The following is a 17889-nucleotide window of genomic DNA, read 5'->3' on the forward strand; positions in this document are numbered from 1 at the left end:
ATTATGTGGAGCAATTGGACGTGACGGAGTTGAGTGGCGACATGGCCGGTGAATCCGAAACGTGGTCCGGCCATTCCAAGAAGGCAACCACCGAACTGATCCAGATCCATCGCGGCTGCGCGGACCTGCGCGCCGGCCGTCCGCTGATCGTCCGCTCGGGCTCGGACGCGGTCGCCGTGCTTGCGGTCGACGGTCTCGACCAGACCATGCTCGACACCTTCCGCCAGGATGTTGCTGCCGAACCGCCGCACCTGCTGGTCACCGATCGGCGCGCGGCCGCGATCGGACTGACCGCCTACGAAGCGACGGCGGTGTCTCTCTCGCCAAATGCGACGCCCGAGGACCTGATGACCCTTTCGGCCGGTTCCGAGGTCAAGGTGGGACACACCACCTCCCCCGGCGGGACCGCCGAAGAGGCCGCGCTGGAGATCGCCAAATGTGCGGAGCTCCTGCCGGCTCTGATCGCCGCTCCCGTCCATCCAGATGCCGCGTCGCTCGATCCGACCCCGCTCGTGGTCAATGCCGAAACCGCCCTCGACTATCGCAGGCAGGTGGCCGAAACCCTCAAGATGGTGGCCGAAGCCCCGGTGCCGCTGCGCGGCGACATCGACAGCCGCTTCATCGTGTTCCGCGACATCATGGGCGGAACCGCGGTCGCCGTCATGGTCGGCCAGCCGGACCCGAAGCAACCGTTGCGCGTCCGGGTCCATTCCGCCTGTGCCACCGGCGACATCTTCGGCTCCCGCCGCTGCGACTGTGGTGACCAGCTCCGCCTGGCGCTTGAGCGCATCGACCAGCTCGGCGGCGGCTGCGTCGTCTATCTCGACCAGGAAGGGCGCGGCCTGGGCCTCGCCAACAAACTCCGTGCCTACAATCTGCAGGATCTCGGCCTGGATACCGTCGATGCCAACACGGCGCTTGGCTATCACGAGGACGAGCGCGACTACACCGCGGCCGGCCGGATCGTCTCCCAGCTGGGCTGGCGCCAGATCGTGCTCCTGACCAACAATCCGACGAAGATCGACGCCCTTCGCGCCGCCGGCATCGAAGTCAGTGGCCGCATTCCGGTTCTGGCTCCGGTCAATGCCGAGAACCGGCGCTATCTGGAAGCCAAGGCGGCGCGCGCCGGCCATTTCCTGGATCAGCTCGGCTCCGGCGACGGGCCGGTGGCAGCGGTCTCGTCGGTCAAGGCCGGCTCCCGCGATTAGCCGGGTCCGGCCGCCTGTGGTTTCCGCCGAATTCGTCATTGTTCCGGTTTGATTGTTACGTCTCAATCGGAGCATTGTAGGCGCCGGCGGGCCAAGGAGGTGCGACGCGGCAGACAGGTCGCACCGCACCGGCCAGATCAGGGGAGACGCCGGGATGGAAACGCACGCGCCCGTTGGCTACACGGCGACACAGCGGTGGATTCATTGGCTGACCGCGGTCATCGTCATCGCTCTGCTCGCGGCGGCGATCGCCATGAACAACGTCGCCCCCGGCCCGCTGATGAACAATCTCTATGTTCTGCACTGGTCGCTCGGCGTGACCGTCTTTCCGCTGGTTTTGATCCGGCTTGCCATCCGGCTGCGCCGGCCGGCACCCGCGCTGCCTGAAGAGATGCCCGGCTGGCAGCGTTTTGCGGCCCACGCCAACCATGCGCTCCTCTATGCGATCCTGCTGGTCAACCCGGTGCTCGGCTACCTGACCAAGTCGGCCTTCGGCGGGCCGGTCACCTTCTTCTGGATCGTCGACTTTCCGCCGGCGATCGCCAAGAACGAGGCGCTGTTCGAGCGTCTGTCGACCGTCCACGTGATCATCGGTTTCGTCATGATCGCAGCGATCGCCGCCCATGTGGGTGCCGCGCTCTATCACGGGATCATCCGGCGCGACGGGGTCTTCTCGCGCATGACCACCGGCGCCGGACCGCTGGCCTGAGGGAAGCGGCGACTCGGGTTCGAAGAGGCCACCGTGGACATCCGTCAGCTGAATTATCTGGTGGTCCTGGCCCGTGAGCAGCATTTCACGCGCGCCGCTGCATTGTGCGGCGTGACGCAGCCAACGCTGTCCGCCCGCATTCGCCAGCTGGAAGAGGAATTCGGCATCCCGATCGTCAAGCGCGGGCACCGCTATCACGGGCTCACGCCGGAGGGCGAACAGATCGTCCAGCGGGCCTCGTCGATCCTGGAATCCTGGGAGGCGATGCAGCAGGACCTCAGCCGGATGAAGGGCGAACTCACCGGACGCGTCACCCTAGGGGTGATCCCGTCTGCCCTGCCCCTGGTCGCCGTCCTCACCCGCAAGGTCGGCGATGCCTTTCCGGGGATCGGGTTCTCCATCCTCTCTATGTCGTCGGAAGACATCCGCCTCGGGCTCGAGCGGTTCGAGCTGGACGCCGGGATCACCTATCTCGACAACGAACCGCTCGATCAGGTCAGGACGGCGCCGCTCTTCCGCGAGCGTCTGCGTCTGATCACCCCGGAAAGCCATCCCCTGTCCGGCTCGAAGCGCGTGAGCTGGGCGGAGGCTGCGGCCCATCCCCTCGCCCTTCTCACGCCGGACATGCAGAACCGGCGGATCGTCAACGCCGCGTTCCTTGCCGCTGGCGTCAATCCGAGCGTGCGCATCGAGACGAACTCCATCATCGCCCTGGTCACGCATGTCCGCGACGGGCAGCTCGCCGCCGTGCTTCCGGAGCTTTCGCTGCAGGCGTTCGGCTCGCTCGACGGGATCGCCGCCCTCGAACTCGTGGAGCCGAGCGTCGACCACAATGTCGGCCTTGTGGTCGCCGACCGGGATCCGATGTCGCCGCTGGTGGAGACGGTCTACCGGTCCGCTCTGGCGATCGAGTTCCAACCCGACGCGGACCAGGCCCAAGCCCCGTCGTCATCCGGACGGGTCGGGTGAAGCGGACCGGACGAACGAGGCTGGCTCACCCACCGGAATCCGGCGCCAGTTCGTTCTGACTGGGACGACGCCGATCTCTGGTTCCCTGACGCTTGGCGTACATGGCGCGATCGGCCGCCGTGATCAGTTCCGCCAGATCGGTCTGGCCGTGCGTCGCGGTGGCAATCCCGATACTCGCCGACAGCTGGCCCCCGGTGTTTCCAACGGGCAACCTGGACGCCGCCTCCTCGATCCCGCCGGCCATGCGTTCGGCCGGGGCATGATCGGCGCCAGGCGCAATCACCACGAACTCGTCCCCGCCATATCGATAGATCGGATCGGAGACCCTCAGCGTCTCCTTGAGGGCGACGACGAACTGTCTGAGCACGTCATCCCCGATCGCGTGTCCATGGGTGTCGTTGATGCCCTTGAACCCGTCGATATCGATCATAAAGACGCTCACGGGTTCACTGTTTCTCAGGCATTCGTCAATGATCGACTGGCCGGAATCGTCGAGTGCCCGCCGGTTCAGCGCGCCGGTCAGCGGATCGAGACGGGCGGCCTCGCTCAGGGCCTCGAACCGCTGGCGATAGGTCAGGATGTCGAACACGTCCCACAGGCGGTGGGGATGCCAGGAAATGTCGACATGGTCCTCGAACCACCTGAGATAGGCCCAGAGCACCGCGCTGTAGAGACCCGCCGCCGAGACCTTGCCGAGGAAGCCACCGATCCCGGCACTGAAGGGAACGCCGAAGAAGGCGTAGAGCGCCGTGAAGAAGGCGAGCTGGTCGAAAGTGAGGACCAGGATGACGCTCAGCCAGATACGAGAGAAAAGGCCGATCCAGGCAACTCGGACGAGCCGCTCGTAGATCAGGATCATCGCCATACAGTCGACAAAGAGCAGGAAGGTGCCCCAGACCGAAAGCCAGGTCGAATCCGCGATCACATCGATCGCGGTGCCGGCGCTTTCCGTTCCCACGCGGGTCTGGAAGCTGACCAGCACCACCACCGTGACGATGACCAGATTGCCGATCAGAAGCCCGTAGATCGGCTGGCGGACCGTCTCGGCGTCCTCGCGTATGTAGACCAGCAGCAGAAGCAGCAGCTTGCCGGTGAAGAGTACGACGGATCCCGGCGTGTAGGTCAGCGGTCCGATCCCGACGAACACGGTGATCGCGAGATAGTTTTCCGCGAAGGTCAGCGCGCACAGCGCGGCAATGAACGTGCCGAGGCCGATTTGCCGCCGGAACCTGAAAAGGGTCAGCATGACCCCGAAAAAGACCGCCCCCTGGGCCAGTGCGAAGCTGAGATCAGCCAGCATGGAAACCACGCACCCCACTCGGTTTCTCCGCAGTGAACCACTGTTGGCCGGCCAATGCTACGGGAATTGGTGGGCTGAGGAGACGTTGGGCACAAACCCCGAGAATTCAGGGACCGGAACGATAGAGCGGCCCTATCGAGTGATGGGCAGTTTCGATTTGAACTTTTCCAGACAATGAGAAAATCTCGAAGACACAAACGGATAGAGCGTGCCGCAGGCCACTGGTGGCGAGACAAGCGGCACCGGAGGAAACGGAATGTCGGTCACCCCGGACGATCGATCGGCGTCCCTCGCCGGTGCGGATGCCCCGGCGACGACCGATGACGTCGCCGCTGCGGTCGCGGACGTCTGCGCCGCGCACGGCGATCGGCCGGATGCGCTGATCGAAATGCTGCATGCCATCCAGGCTCGCCTCGGTCACGTGCCGCCCCAGGCCGAGCCGTTGATCGCCGCCCGACTGAACCGCTCGCGGGCCGAGATTCATGGGGTGGTGAGCTTCTACCACGACTTCCATACCGCTCCTGCCGGCCGTCGCGTGATCAAGCTGTGCCGGGCGGAAGCCTGTCAGGCGGTCGGATGCGAGGACCTCGCCAACCATCTCCACCGCGCCCATCGTCTCGGCTCCGGAGCGACCACGCCCGATGCGGCCGTGACGGTCGAGGACGCCTACTGTCTCGGCAACTGCGCGCTCGGCCCCGCGGCGCTGGTGGACGGTGAGCTGCAGGGGCGCGTGACGGCGGAGCGGCTGGACCGTTGGATCGCCGAGGCGCGCATCCCGCGCGGCGAAGCAGCGGAGTAGACCGATGACGTTTCCGATCCGGATCTTCGTTCCGAAAGACGCCGCCGCCCGGTCGGTCGGCGCCGACGATGTGGCCGCCCGGATCATGGCCGAGGCGGAGGCTCGCAGCATCGAGGTGTCGGTGGTGCGAACCGGAACCCGCGGCGCGCTTTTTCTGGAGCCCCTGGTGGAAGTCGAAACGTCCGCGGGGCGGATCGGCTACGGACCGGTGGACCCCGACGATGTGACTGGTCTGTTCGACGCCGGATTTCCGTCCGCCGACGGTCATCCGCTCCATCTCGGACCGGTCGATGCCATTCCCTATCTCGCGCGCCAGACCCGGGTGACGTTTGCCCGCTGCGGCGTCATCGATCCGGCCTCCGTGGCCGACTATCGCGCCCAGGGCGGGTTCCGCGGCCTCGAGGCGGCGCTCGCCAAGCCTGCGGCGGATATCGTGGAAGATGTGGTCGCGTCCGGACTGCGCGGACGGGGCGGCGCCGGTTTTCCGACCGGGATCAAATGGCGGACCGTCGCGGCGGCCGAAGCGGACGAGAAATATATCTGCTGCAATGCCGACGAGGGCGATTCCGGCACCTTCGCCGACCGGATCCTGATGGAGGGCGACCCTTTCCTCCTGATCGAGGGCATGACGATCGCGGGCCTCGCCGTCGGGGCTTGCACCGGCTACGTCTACATCCGCTCCGAATATCCCGATGCCATCGCCGCGATGAAGACGGCGATCGCCGCCTGCGAGGCGGACGGCACGCTCGGCGACGACATTCTCGGCTCGGGACGCAGCTTCAGGCTCCACGTGCGGGTGGGCGCCGGCGCTTACATCTGCGGCGAGGAGTCGGCGATGCTCGACAGCCTCGAAGGCAAGCGCGGCATCGTGCGCGCCAAGCCGCCGATCCCGGCGATCGCCGGCCTGTTCGGCAAGCCGACCGTCGTCAACAACGTGCTGTCCTTCGCCGCGGTGCCTTCCATTCTGGCCGACGGGCCCGAGGCCTACGCCGCCCACGGCATGGGCAAGTCGCGCGGGACGATGCCGTTCCAGATCGCCGGCAACATCGCCCGCGGCGGTCTCGTCGAGCTTGGCTTCGGCGTCACCCTGCGTGAGCTGATCGAAGACTTCGGCGGTGGGACGCATTCCGGACGCCCGGTGCGGGCCGTGCAGGTCGGCGGACCGCTCGGCGCCTATGTCCCGGCCGATCGCCTGGACCTGCCGATGGACTACGAGGCGTTCGCCGAAGCTGGCTTCATGGTGGGGCACGGCGGCATCGTCGTCTTCGACGACACCGTCGACATGGCGCGTCAGGCCCGCTTCGCCTTCGCGTTCTGCGCGATCGAATCGTGCGGGAAATGCACCCCGTGCCGGGTCGGTGCGGTGCGCGGCCGCGAGACCATGGACAGGATCCTGGCCGGCGAGGACGTCGCGACGAACGTCGCGCTGGTCGAAGATCTCTGCACGCTGATGACCGACGCGTCGCTGTGCGCGATGGGCGGGCTGACGCCGATGCCGGTGAAGAGCGCCCTCACCTATTTCCCCGAGGACTTCGACCGGGCTCATGCCCGGGAAGCGGCCGAATAGGCCCCGGACCGACCACAGGAGGGAGGCTCCGATGACGCTTCTGAAAGAGACCGACTACGGCACCCCGGAAAAGCCGGGCGAGAACACCGTGACCGTCATGATCGACGGCATGCCGGTGTCTGTGCCGGAAGGCACGTCGGTCATGCGCGCGGCGACCGAGGCCGGCGTCGCGATCCCGAAATTGTGCGCGACCGACAGCCTCGAACCCTTCGGCTCCTGCCGGCTTTGCCTGGTGGAGATCGAAGGCCGGCGCGGCACGCCTGCGTCCTGCACGACCCCGGTCGCCGAGGGCATGGTCGTGAAGACCCAGACCCGGCGTCTGGAGGACCTGCGCAAGGGGGTGATGGAGCTCTACATCTCCGACCACCCGCTCGACTGCCTCACCTGCGCGGCGAACGGCGACTGCGAGCTGCAGGACATGGCCGGCGACGTGGGCCTGCGCGAGGTGCGCTACGGCTTCGAGGGCGAGAACCACCTTGAGCAGGCCAAGGACGTCTCCAACCCCTATTTCACCTTCGACCCGTCCAAGTGCATCGTCTGCTCGCGCTGCGTGCGCGCCTGCGAGGAGGTCCAGGGCACCTTCGCGCTGACGATCGAGGGCCGCGGGTTCGAGTCCAAGGTGTCCGCGGGCACCGGCTTCGACGACTTCCTCTCCTCTGAATGCGTCTCCTGCGGCGCCTGCGTGCAGGCCTGCCCGACGGCCACGCTGCAGGAAAAGGCGGTCATCGACCACGGCGTGCCGAACCGGAGCGTGGTCACCACCTGCGCCTATTGCGGTGTCGGCTGTTCCTTCAAGGCCGAACTCAAGGGCGAGGAAGTCGTCCGCATGGTGCCGTACAAGGACGGCGGCGCCAACGAGGGCCACTCCTGCGTCAAGGGCCGGTTCGCCTGGGGATATGCGACCCACAAGGACCGCGTGACCACCCCGATGGTGCGCGAGACCATTCACGATGCATGGCGGCCGGTCTCCTGGGACGAGGCGATCGCCTTCACCGCCGACCGGTTCCGGTCCATCCAGGACAAGTACGGGCGCGCGTCGATCGGCGCCATCACCTCCTCGCGCTGCACCAACGAGGAGGTCTACGTCGTCCAGAAGCTGGTCCGGGCCGCCTTCCACAACAACAACGTCGATACCTGCGCGCGGGTGTGTCATTCGCCCACCGGCTACGGCCTGAAGAACGCGTTCGGCACCTCCGCCGGCACCCAGGACTTCAAGTCCGTCGACGAGGCCGACGTGATCCTGGTCATCGGCGCCAATCCGACCGACGGCCATCCGGTCTTCGCCTCGCGCATGAAGAAGCGCCTGCGTCAGGGCGCGAAGCTGATCGTCGCCGATCCGCGGCGGATCGATCTCGTTCGCTCGCCGCACATCGAGGCAGCCCATCATCTCCAGCTTCAGCCCGGCACCAACGTCGCCGTGATGAACGCGATCGGCCATGTGGTGGTGACCGAAGGCCTGGTCGACCGTACCTTTGTGGCCGAGCGCTGCGATTCGGTGTCCTTCGCCCGCTGGGAAGACTTCGTTGCCGGCGAGGAAAATAGCCCGGAAGCCGTCGAGGGCGTCACCGGCGTGCCGGCCGCCGAGATCCGTGCCGCCGCCCGCCTCTACGCCACCGGCGGCAACGCGGCGATCTATTACGGCCTCGGCGTCACCGAGCACAGCCAGGGTTCGACCATGGTGATGGCGATGGCCAATCTTGCCATGGCCACCGGCAATCTCGGCCGCAACGGCGTCGGCGTGAACCCGCTGCGCGGCCAGAACAACGTGCAGGGCTCCTGCGACATGGGCTCGTTCCCGCACGAATATCCGGGCTATCGCCATGTCGGCGAACAGGGCGTACGCGCGCTGTTCGAGGAGCGCTGGGGCGTGTCCCTCGACGACGAGCCCGGTCTGCGCATCCCGAACATGCTGGCCGCCGCCCTCGATGGATCGTTCAAGGGGCTCCTGGTCCAGGGCGAGGACATCGCCCAGTCCGATCCCGACACCCAGCACGTCACAGCGGGACTGGAGGCCATGGAGTGCGTCGTCGTTCAGGACCTGTTCCTGAACGAGACCGCCGCCTACGCCCACGTCTTCCTGCCGGGCACCTCCTTCCTGGAGAAGGACGGCACCTTCACCAATGCCGAACGGCGCATCAATCGCGTCCGGCCGGTGATGCCGTCGCGCACCGGCCTGCAGGAATGGGAGGTGGTCTCCCGGATCGCCAATGCCCTCGGCTACCCGATGCACTACGACAACGCCGCCCAGATCATGGACGAGATCGCCTCGGTCACCCCGACCTTCACCGGCGTCTCCTTCGGGCACCTCGACGCCCACGGGTCGGTCCAGTGGCCGTGCAACGAGTCGGCCCCTGACGGGACCCCGATCATGCACGTCGGACAGTTCGTCCGCGGCCTCGGCAAATTCGCCCTGACGAAGTTCGTGCCGACGGAGGAGCGGACGAACCGGTTCTACCCGCTGATCCTGACCACCGGCCGGATCCTGTCCCAGTACAATGTGGGCGCGCAGACGCGCCGAACCCCGAACTCGACCTGGCATCAGGAGGACGTTCTGGAGCTTCATCCCCACGACGCGGATGTCCGGGGCATCGAGGACGGCGCGATGGTCTCGATTGCGTCGCGCAAGGGCGCGACCACCTTGCGGGCGAAGATCTCCGACCGGATGCCCCAGGGCGTGGTCTACACGACGTTCCATCACCCGGTGACGGGCGCCAACGTGATCACCACGGAGAACTCCGACTGGGCGACGAACTGCCCGGAATACAAGGTGACCGCCGTTCAGGTGACGCTTTCCAATCAACCGTCCGAATGGCAGGTCGAGCACCAGAGCCGGGTGGCCGAGATCGCCGCGGTCGAGGCCGCGGAGTAGGCCATGGCCGGAGCGGTGAACGCGCACGACGAGGCGGACGCGCCGGTCGGATCGCAGGATCCGCGGGTCAAGACGCGGGTCTGGCATCCGGACGGCACCTTTCGTCCCGGCGTCTGGGCGCTCGCCGAGGAAGTCCCGGTCGAGATCCGCCTCAACGGCGCGTCTTTCGCGGTGATGATGGCAACCCCCCGGGATCTGGAGGATTTCGTCACCGGCTTCGCGCTGACAGAGGGGCTGCTGGATGACGTCGCCGCCATCGAGGCCATCCAGATCGAGAATGCCTCCGACGGCATCGTGGCCGATCTGCAGGCGCCGGCCTCTTCGCTGGCGGCAGGGGCTGACCGCACGCGCGGCCTGTCCGGCCGATCCGGCTGCGGCGTCTGCGGCGTGACGGCCCTCGGCGACGCGGTTCGCGCAGCCTTGCCGGTTCCGGCCCGTCCACCCGTCGCTCCGGAAGCGATCGCGGCGGCATTCCGTCAGCTTTCCGAGCATCAGCCGATGAACCGGATCAACCGCAGCGTCCATGCGGCCGCCCTCGCCACACCCGACGGCACGATCGTCGACGCGCGCGAGGATGTCGGCCGGCACAACGCCCTCGACAAGCTGATCGGGAGCCGGGCCCGCGCCGGCGATCTTCCGCTGGACGGCTTCGTGGTGCTTTCCAGCCGGACCAGTTTCGAGATGGTGCTCAAGGCCGCGACCGCCGGCGCACCTCTGATCGCCTCGATTTCCGCGCCGACGACCCTGGCGCTGACCTGCGCCCGCAACGCCGGCATCAAGCTGGCGGCCGCGGGTCCGGACGGAACAGTCGTCCTCGTGGACTGAGAAAAGAATATTGGATCAGAAGGTTATGTAGGCTTCTGAATCTCGGAAGTGAAAAGAACCCGGCAAGCGACCCGCGAAACGGACAGACAATGGACCAGGCCGAGATCACCCGGATGGCGAACCAGATCGCCGACTATTTCTCCGCCTATGACCACGAGGAAGCGGTCGAAGGCATCGCCGACCACATCGCCAAGTTCTGGGACCCGCGGATGCGCCGCACCCTGTTCGACATGATGGAAAGCGGCGGCTCGGCCCTGGATCCGCTGGTGGTCGAGGCGGCATCGCGGCTCGCTCCGGCGTCGGGCTGACACCCGCCGGGCGCCATTGTTCCTTCCCTTCGCTCCCCCCATGATCCGCTGGATGCGAACCTCATTGCGTTCCGCTCCCCCGCCGTCACAATCACGCTGAAGCCAACTGCCGCGATTCGCTCGGCAGACCGCCCCGGTGTCCGGTGGCAACCCGCGTCGGCCTTCCGGCACGCGGTCGGCTGCAAGCTGAGACCGATCCAGGGGGAGACCTCGGCCCTTGAAGCCGGCTGCCTTCACATATCTGGCGCCTCGCACGATCGACGAGGCTCTTTCCCAGCTCGCGGATGCCGGCGGTGACGCGCGCATTCTGGCGGGCGGGCAGAGCCTCGTGCCAGCCATGGCCTATCGTCTGGCGCAGCCCTCGATTCTGGTCGATGTGAACGGCCTCACCGATGCGCCGCCCCTGGCCGAGGAAGACGGGCGTCTGGAGATTGGCCCGCTGGTCCGGCATCAGGATCTCCGCCGACTGTCCCCGCAACGTCCGCTGGGCGCCCTGCTCTCCTCCATGGCTGAGAAGGTTGGTCCGTGGCCCGTGCGATGCCGTGGTACGTTCTGCGGGAGCCTCGCCCAGGCCGACCCCGCGTCCGAATGGGCGCTCGCCGTGGTCGCGCTCGACGTCAATCTGACGCTCGAAAGCCGGCAGGATGGTCCCCGGTCCGTCCCGGCCTCTGAATTCTTTGCCGGCGTCATGGCGACGACGGCCCGCGAGGACGAGATGATGACGGCCGCCACCATCGCGGAGCTGCCGGGCGCGACGCGCTGGGGCTTTTCCGAGTTCGGCCGCCGGACCGGCGACTACGCCACCGTGCTGGCCCTCGCGCTGTACGAGCTGAAGGGCGGCCGCATGACCCGCGTCCGGATCGCCACCGGCGGTGCGGAAGCCGTGCCGAGGCGCCTGAGCGAGGTCGAGGAGGCACTGGAAGGCTCCGCCCCGAGCAAACCGCGCTTCCTGCAGGCGGCCGAACTTGCCGCCGAGATCATCGACCCCCTGGAGGACTATCAGGCCGACGCCCTCTATCGTCGCGACCTCGTTCGCAGCATGGTGCTGCGCGCCCTGCAGCAGACCACCAGATGAGCCGTCCCGTGCCTTGCCCCCTTCCCAGCGTTCGCCCTTGCAGGCTCCGGAGCGCGCCATGAGCGGCCGCGTCTCCGTGTCTTTCCGCCTGAACGGGTCGGACTGCACCGCCGAGGTCGAGCCGCGCCAGACCGTCGCGGATCTCCTGCGCGCGATGCACCTGACCGGCACCCCGGTCGGCTGCGAACAGGGCGTCTGCGGAAGCTGCACGGTCATCGTGGACGATGACCCGGCCCGCGCCTGCCTCATGTTCGCCTGTCAGCTGGAAGGACGCAGTCTGCGCACGGTCGAAGGCCTTGCCACCGGCGGCAGGCTTCATGCGCTTCAGGAGGCGTTCGACGAGGAGGACGCCGTCCAGTGCGGCTTCTGCACGCCGGGTTTCCTGATGCTCGCGGCCGCCGCGCTGGAACACGATCCGTTCCTGAACGACGACGCCATCGACGCGCTGGTTTCCATGAATTTGTGCCGCTGCACGGGCTACGGACCGATCCGACGTGCCATCCGCCGGGCGGCGAAGGAAGCCAGGCGGGCCCCGTGATGCGTCATCTCGGCCGTCCCCTTACCCGCCTGGAAAGCGGACCGCTGGTCGCCGGCCGCGGCTGGTTCGTCAGCGGCATCGCCCTGCCCGACCAGCTCGCCCTCCGGGTCATCCGCTCGCCCTACCCGCACGCCCGCATCACCGATCTGCAGCTCGACGCGGCCCGCGCCGTTCCCGGCGTCGTCGCGGTCTGGACCTCCGACGATCTGGGCGATGTCGGTCCGATCGGGTACCGGGTCGACACCGGTGACGATCTCGCCGCCTTCCGCCAGCCGATCCTGGCGCGGGACGTAGCCCGCTATGTCGGCGAACCCGTTGCCGTGGTCATCGCAGACACGCCGGCAATCGCCGAGGACGCGGCCGAACGGGTCGAGATCGGCGCCGACCTTCTGGACGTTGCCGTCGATTCCAGCGTGCCGCACGGGCCCGACACCGTGCCGGGCAGCCTGGCCGCCGTCGTCGACAAGGGCTACGGCGATGTCGATGCCGCGTTCAGCCGGGCGGATGTGATCGTCGAGCTGGACCTCGCAATCGCCCGCCAGGCGGCCATGCCGCTGGAGACCCGCGGCCTCGTGGCAAAGTGGGACGGCGCGCGCGACGTGCTGGAAGTCTATGGCGCGGCGAAGCTGCCCCATATCGATCGGGACCTGCTGGCGGGCCTGGTCGGCCGCCCGGCGTCACGGATCTTCCTCTATGAAGGACATGTGGGCGGGTCGTTCGGCGTACGCGGCGAAATCGGCCCTGAAGATGTTCTCGTCTGCCTTGCCGCGCTCCGTCTCGGCCGGCCGGTCGGCTGGGTGGAGGACCGGCGCGAACACATCCTTGCGGCCAGTCCCGGCCGGGCCCAGCGTCATCTGGCGCGCGTTGCCGCCGGGGATGACGGACGCCTCCTTGCGATCGACGTCAACTTCCAGCTCGACCAGGGTGCCTACCTCCGCCCCGACGCGCTGACCGCGGCGGACCTCACCGCCGCCATGCTGCCGGGGCCCTATGAACTGCCAGCCTACCGGGTACGCGGCGAGGTGCTCCTGACCAACAAGACGCCCCTCGGCCCCTGCCGCGGCGGCGGGGTCGCGGAGGCGGCCTTTGTTCGCGAGCGGCTGATGGATGCGGTCGCCGACAGGCTCGGGATCGACCCAACGGAGCTGCGCGCGCGCAATCTGATCCCGCGGGACGCGATGCCCTTCAAGCGTCCGATGACGGTGCTGGACTGGCCAGTGGTCTACGATTCCGGCGACTATGCCGGCCTTCTGGAGCGGGCTGCCGAAACCCTCGGCATCGATGCGCTCCACCGCCGTCTGGCGGCCCGCAGGGCCAAGGGCGAACTGGTCGGGCTCGGCCTGTCGATCGTGGTCGAACCGTCTGCCGGCGGCGGCGGCGACGGCGTCCGCATCACCATCGACGACACCGGCACCGTCGAAGTGGTCACCGGAGCTGCCGATATCGGCCAGGGCGTCGAGACCGTAATCGCCCAGATCGTCGCCGATATCCTCGCCGTTCCCTATACCGACGTGCGCGTCGTCCATGGCCGGACCGACTGGATCGGCTTCGGCCAGGGCGCGCGCGGCAACCGCACCACCGTCATGACCGGGACGGCCGCGCAGCAGGCGGCGGAAAAGGTCCGCGAGAAGGCGCTCGCGGCAGCAGCCGCCCTGATCGGCGTCTCCGCCGAGCGCCTCATGCTGGAGGCCGGAGAAGTCCGCGCCATCGATCATTCCGATGCGCCCGGGCTGCCGATTGGCGCCGTCGCGCGCGCCCTGCGCCCGGAACGGGTCGCAGCCCTCGGCCCGGACCTCGCGCCGGACGACGGAGCGGGACTTTCCGGTGAGGCCTGGGTAACCCTCGACGGCCCGACCTATCCTTACGCCGTTCACGCTGCGGTCGTCGCCGTGGACGAAGACACCGGCGCCGCAACGGTGGAGCGCTATCTGGTCGCCGCCGACGTCGGCAACGCGATCAATCCCCGGCTGATCGAGGGCCAGCTTTCCGGCGGCGCGGCCCACGGGATCGGCGGCGCGCTGTCGGAGGAACTCGCCTATTCGCCCGGGGGCGAACCCCTGGCCATGACGCTGTCGGATTACGTGCTGCCGACGGCCGATCAGATCCCGGACATCGAATGCCTGATCGCCGACGACGCCCCCTCTCCGCTGACGCCCCTCGGCATGAAGGGATGCGGCGGGCTCGGCACGAGCGGCGCGGGCGCGGCGATCGCAGCGGCGATCGATGCCGCCATCGGCCAGCCCGGTGCGATCACGGAACTGCCGGTCACCCCGGCGCGCCTGCGCGCGATCCTCCGGGGCGTCGGCTGAAGACGGGCGTCAGACGCCGAGATAGCGGGCCTGGGCGTCCGGGTCGGAGACAAGCGCGTCCATCGTGCCGGAAAAGCACACCCGGCCCTGCTCCAGGACGACCGCCCGGTCGGCCACCGCGCGCGCGAAGCCCAGATTCTGCTCGCACAACAGGACCGACAGGCCTTCCGCCTTCAGGGCGCGGACCGTGGCCGCCATTTCCTCCACGATGAGCGGCGCCACGCCTTCCGAGGGCTCGTCGAGGAGAAGCGCCAGCGGATTGCTCATCAGCGTCCGCGCCACCGTCAGCATCTGCTGTTCGCCGCCCGACATGGCGCCGCCCGCCCGACCCGGCATTCGCGCCAGATTGGGAAACAGGCGGAACAGGTCCGCCTGGGTCCAGGACGGCGCCGGGCGACCGTCCGGCCAGGTGCGTGGCGGATGCCGGCCGATGTCGAGATTTTCCTCCAGCGTCAGCCCCTTGAAGATGCGCCGGTCCTCGGGAACGTATCCGAGGCCGGCCCGCGCGATCCGGTAGGCGGGCGCTCCGACGATGGACTGGCCCAGAAAGCGCACCGCGCCGTCCACCCGGACACCGAGGCCCATGATCGCCTTCAGCGTGGTGGATTTTCCCGCGCCGTTGCGCCCCATCAGCGCCACGACCTCGCCGCGGCCAAGCGTCAGGTCCACATCGAACAGGATCTGCGCCTCGCCATACCAGGCCGACAGCGCTTCGATTTCCAGAACCGGGCTCATGCGCGCGCCTCCGGGCCGGTGCCGAGATAGCGCTCCTGCACCGTCCTGTCGGCGCGAACCTCGTCCGGCGTACCGCTTGCGATCAGCCGGCCGTCGGCGAGCACCAGAACCCGGTCGGCGAAGGAGAACACCACGTCCATCGAGTGTTCGGTGAACAGCACCGAGACCTGGCCGTCGGCCACGACGCCGCGCACCAGCTCCACCAGTCCGGCGCGCTCCTGCGGCGCCATGCCGGCCGCCGGCTCGTCCATCAGCAGCAGGCGCGGACGGTTGGCGAGCGCGATCGCCAGCTCCAGGCGCTTCACGTCGCCATAGGCGAGCATGCGCGCCGCGCGGTCGGCGCTGTCGGCAAGGCCGACCCGGGCCAGAAGCGCCACGGCCTCGGACCGGTGCCGCTTCGCGACCGCGCCGGCGAACCGGAAGATCTCGCGCCGGTGGGACAGGAGCGCGAGCTGCACGTTCTCCGCAACGGTCATGGTCGGAAAAACGGTCGCGATCTGGAACGTGCGCGCGATTCCCAGCCGAAACAGCTGGCGCGGCTTCAGGCCCGAGATCGTCTGACCATCGAACACGATCTCGCCCGTATCGGCGGCGAGCTGACCGTCGATCAGATTGAAGCAGGTGGACTTCCCGGCCCCGTTCGGTCCGATCAGGGCGACCGCCTCCCCGGCCCCGACGGTGAAGCTCACATCGTCGACCGCCGTGACGCCCCCGAAGCGCCGGGAGAGGTTTTTGACCGCCAGAAGGCTCATGCGGCCCGCCTCCTGAGCGTCCGGACCGCCCGCGTCACCGTTCCCATGATGCCGCCCGGCATGACCAGAACGATCAACAGGATGATCCCGCCCAGAAGGGCGCGCCAGTAGTCCGTCGCCCGGGAGACGGTGTCGGAGAGCCAGGTGAACACGGTCGCGCCGACGATGGGGCCCCCGAGGGAATGAACGCCGCCGAGCAGCACCATGGCGAGACCATCGACCGATTTGGCGATCGACGCGATCTCCGGCGACACCGAGCCCTTGGAGAAGGCGAACAGCGCTCCCGCCAGGCCCGCGAGCGCGCCGGCGATGACGAATGCCAGCCAGTGGACGCGCAGGACGCCGATCCCGATCGCCTCGGACCTAAGCGGCGAATCGCGGCCCGCCCGCATCGCGTAGCCGAATGGCGCATAGGTGATCGTGCGGATGGCGAAGACGCCTGCAACCGTGACCGCAAGCGCCAGCAGATAGAGCCCGCCACGGCTGTCGAAGGGCGCCGGCGGCCAGACGCCGAAGATGCCGTTTGACCCCCCGGTAACCGCTTCCCACTGGTGCAGGATCGACCAGACGATCTGGGCGAAGGCGAGCGTCAGCATCGCCAGATAGACGCCGGAGAGCCGGACGCAGAACCAGCCAAACAGGGCGGCCCCGGCTGCGGCCGCGAGCGGCGCAACCACGAACGCGGGTCCCATCGGCAGGCCGAGCTTGGTGACGGCCAGGGCCGCGCCGTACGCGCCGAGGCCGAAATAGGCCGCGTGCCCGAACGAATCGAGCCCGGCCGGCCCCATGATGAAGTGCAGGCTGGCCGCGAACAGGACCGCGATCAGGATGTCGGTCGCGATGACCAGCGAATACGGCCGGTCGGCGGCCGCTAGCGGCAGCAGCGCAAGGACGAGGATCAGGACGAGCGCGGCGCCCCTGAACCGCCATCCCTGCACCCTCAGCGGGGCTTCCGGCGGCGCCGACGAGCGCACCGGCGGCGGCGCCCGTCCGAGAAGCCCGTAGGGCCGGATCACGAGGACGACAGCCATCACCACGAATTCGGCGACGAGCGTGAACTTCGACAGGTTGAGATCGAGCCCGAACACGCTGATCTGGCCGATGCCGATGCAGAGCGCCTTGATCTCCGCGATCAGGATCGCCGCCAGGAACGCGCCGGGAATCGAGCCCATTCCGCCGACCACGGTCACCACGAAGGCGTCGGCGATGATGTCGAGATCCAGCGTGAGCGTGGCTGGCTGTCGGGGCAGTTGCAGCGCGCCTCCCAGTCCTGCGAGACCCGCGGCCAGCGCGAACACGGCCGTGAACAGGAGCGCCTGATTCACGCCGAGCGCGCCGACCATCTCCCGGTCCTCGGTCGCCGCCCGGATCAGCCGGCCGAACCGGCTGCGCGAGACCAGCACGTGCAGCGCCAGAAGCACGGCCGGGCCGATGGCGATCAGAAACAGGTCGTAGGTCGGAAAGCGGCGGCCGAGCAGCGTCACCGCGCCTTCGAGGCCGGCGGCGCGGGGCCCGAGAAGATCCTCCGGCCCCCAGAGATAGAGGGCCGCGTCGTTGAGGACCAGCAGCACCGCGAAGGTCGACAGGAGCTGAAACAGCTCCGGCGCCCGGTAGAGCCGTCTGAGGATCGCGACTTCGATGACGACCCCGAGGCCGGCGACGATCAGCGGCGCCACGAGAAGCGCACCCCAGAAGCCGAGCGCACCCCCGACGGTCGTGGCGACCGTCCAGGCGAGATAGAGCCCCAGCATGAAGAAGGAGCCGTGTGCCAGGTTCACGATCCGGGTGACGCCGAAGACCAGCGACAGCCCGGCCGCCACCATGAACAGCGACGACGCCTGGGCGAGCCCGTTAAGTGCCTGGAAGAGAAGGCCGTCGAGTGTCATCGCACGCTCACGGAATGCGCCCGCCGACCGGGTCCGGCCG

At 68.2% G+C, this 17889-nt stretch carries 15 protein-coding genes; 11 read left to right on the plus strand and 4 right to left on the minus strand.

All coding sequences use genetic code 11. The annotated features are described in order from the left end of the window. Window positions 1-20 precede the first annotated feature (20 nt). The 3 genes from ribA (at window position 21) to J2S73_RS12255 (ending at window position 2886) form a co-directional block, all read left to right on the plus strand. Window positions 21-1208, plus strand: coding sequence for a GTP cyclohydrolase II RibA (gene ribA / locus J2S73_RS12245; protein ID WP_306885823.1), 1188 nt, complete (start codon window positions 21-23; stop codon window positions 1206-1208). 154 nt (window positions 1209-1362) lie between these two features. Then, entirely contained in the window at window positions 1363-1917 is a 555-nt protein-coding gene (locus tag J2S73_RS12250) for a cytochrome b (protein WP_306885824.1), read from the plus strand. A gap of 33 nt (window positions 1918-1950) precedes the next feature. Next, a complete protein-coding gene (locus J2S73_RS12255; RefSeq protein WP_306885825.1) occupies window positions 1951-2886 on the plus strand; it encodes a LysR family transcriptional regulator in 936 nt (311 codons plus the stop codon). A 25-nt stretch (window positions 2887-2911) separates the two neighbouring features. On the opposite strand, the gene J2S73_RS12260 is transcribed toward J2S73_RS12255, so the two are convergent. Continuing rightward, window positions 2912-4186: a GGDEF domain-containing protein gene (locus tag J2S73_RS12260; protein ID WP_306885826.1), complete on the minus strand. Its 1275-nt coding sequence runs from the start codon at window positions 4184-4186 to the stop codon at window positions 2912-2914. Window positions 4187-4442: 256 nt separating this feature from the next. Here J2S73_RS12260 and J2S73_RS12265 point away from each other — a divergent pair, with 256 nt between their 5' ends. From J2S73_RS12265 to J2S73_RS12300, 8 genes are all read left to right on the plus strand, one after another. After that, on the plus strand, window positions 4443-4985 hold the full coding sequence (locus J2S73_RS12265) for an NAD(P)H-dependent oxidoreductase subunit E (RefSeq protein ID WP_306885827.1): 543 nt from the start codon (window positions 4443-4445) through the stop codon (window positions 4983-4985). Between the two features lie 4 nt (window positions 4986-4989). Then, window positions 4990-6552, plus strand: a complete 1563-nt coding sequence (locus J2S73_RS12270; protein ID WP_306885828.1) for a formate dehydrogenase beta subunit — start codon at window positions 4990-4992, stop codon at window positions 6550-6552. Between the two features lie 31 nt (window positions 6553-6583). Beyond that, window positions 6584-9421 carry a formate dehydrogenase subunit alpha gene (fdhF, locus tag J2S73_RS12275; protein ID WP_306885829.1) on the plus strand — a complete coding sequence of 946 codons (2838 nt, stop codon included), beginning with the start codon at window positions 6584-6586 and terminating at the stop codon, window positions 9419-9421. A gap of 3 nt (window positions 9422-9424) precedes the next feature. Next, window positions 9425-10246 carry a formate dehydrogenase accessory sulfurtransferase FdhD gene (fdhD, locus tag J2S73_RS12280; RefSeq protein ID WP_306885830.1) on the plus strand — a complete coding sequence of 274 codons (822 nt, stop codon included), beginning with the start codon at window positions 9425-9427 and terminating at the stop codon, window positions 10244-10246. Between the two features lie 89 nt (window positions 10247-10335). Continuing rightward, window positions 10336-10554: a formate dehydrogenase subunit delta gene (locus J2S73_RS12285; protein ID WP_306885831.1), complete on the plus strand. Its 219-nt coding sequence runs from the start codon at window positions 10336-10338 to the stop codon at window positions 10552-10554. Window positions 10555-10771: 217 nt separating this feature from the next. Next, window positions 10772-11629, plus strand: a complete 858-nt coding sequence (locus J2S73_RS12290) for an FAD binding domain-containing protein (RefSeq protein WP_306885832.1) — start codon at window positions 10772-10774, stop codon at window positions 11627-11629. A gap of 58 nt (window positions 11630-11687) precedes the next feature. Next, window positions 11688-12167: a (2Fe-2S)-binding protein gene (locus tag J2S73_RS12295; protein ID WP_306885833.1), complete on the plus strand. Its 480-nt coding sequence runs from the start codon at window positions 11688-11690 to the stop codon at window positions 12165-12167. Further along, window positions 12167-14476 (plus strand): xanthine dehydrogenase family protein molybdopterin-binding subunit, encoded by a 2310-nt coding sequence (locus tag J2S73_RS12300; RefSeq protein WP_306885834.1) that lies wholly within the window; start codon window positions 12167-12169, stop codon window positions 14474-14476. The genes J2S73_RS12295 and J2S73_RS12300 overlap by 1 nt, the downstream gene beginning before the upstream one ends. A gap of 9 nt (window positions 14477-14485) precedes the next feature. Here J2S73_RS12300 and J2S73_RS12305 read toward each other — a convergent pair whose 3' ends face one another. The 3 genes from J2S73_RS12305 to J2S73_RS12315 are packed head-to-tail and all read right to left on the minus strand — an operon-like array spanning window position 14486 to window position 17849. Then, window positions 14486-15211 (minus strand): ABC transporter ATP-binding protein, encoded by a 726-nt coding sequence (locus tag J2S73_RS12305; protein ID WP_306885835.1) that lies wholly within the window; start codon window positions 15209-15211, stop codon window positions 14486-14488. After that, window positions 15208-15963, minus strand: a complete 756-nt coding sequence (locus J2S73_RS12310) for an ABC transporter ATP-binding protein (protein WP_306885836.1) — start codon at window positions 15961-15963, stop codon at window positions 15208-15210. Before J2S73_RS12310 ends, J2S73_RS12305 begins: the two co-directional genes overlap by 4 nt. Continuing rightward, window positions 15960-17849: an ABC transporter permease gene (locus J2S73_RS12315; RefSeq protein ID WP_306885837.1), complete on the minus strand. Its 1890-nt coding sequence runs from the start codon at window positions 17847-17849 to the stop codon at window positions 15960-15962. Before J2S73_RS12315 ends, J2S73_RS12310 begins: the two co-directional genes overlap by 4 nt. Window positions 17850-17889: the final 40 nt, after the last annotated feature.

It is taken from the genome of Amorphus orientalis, from assembly GCF_030814015.1.
Classification (GTDB): domain Bacteria; phylum Pseudomonadota; class Alphaproteobacteria; order Rhizobiales; family Amorphaceae; genus Amorphus; species Amorphus orientalis.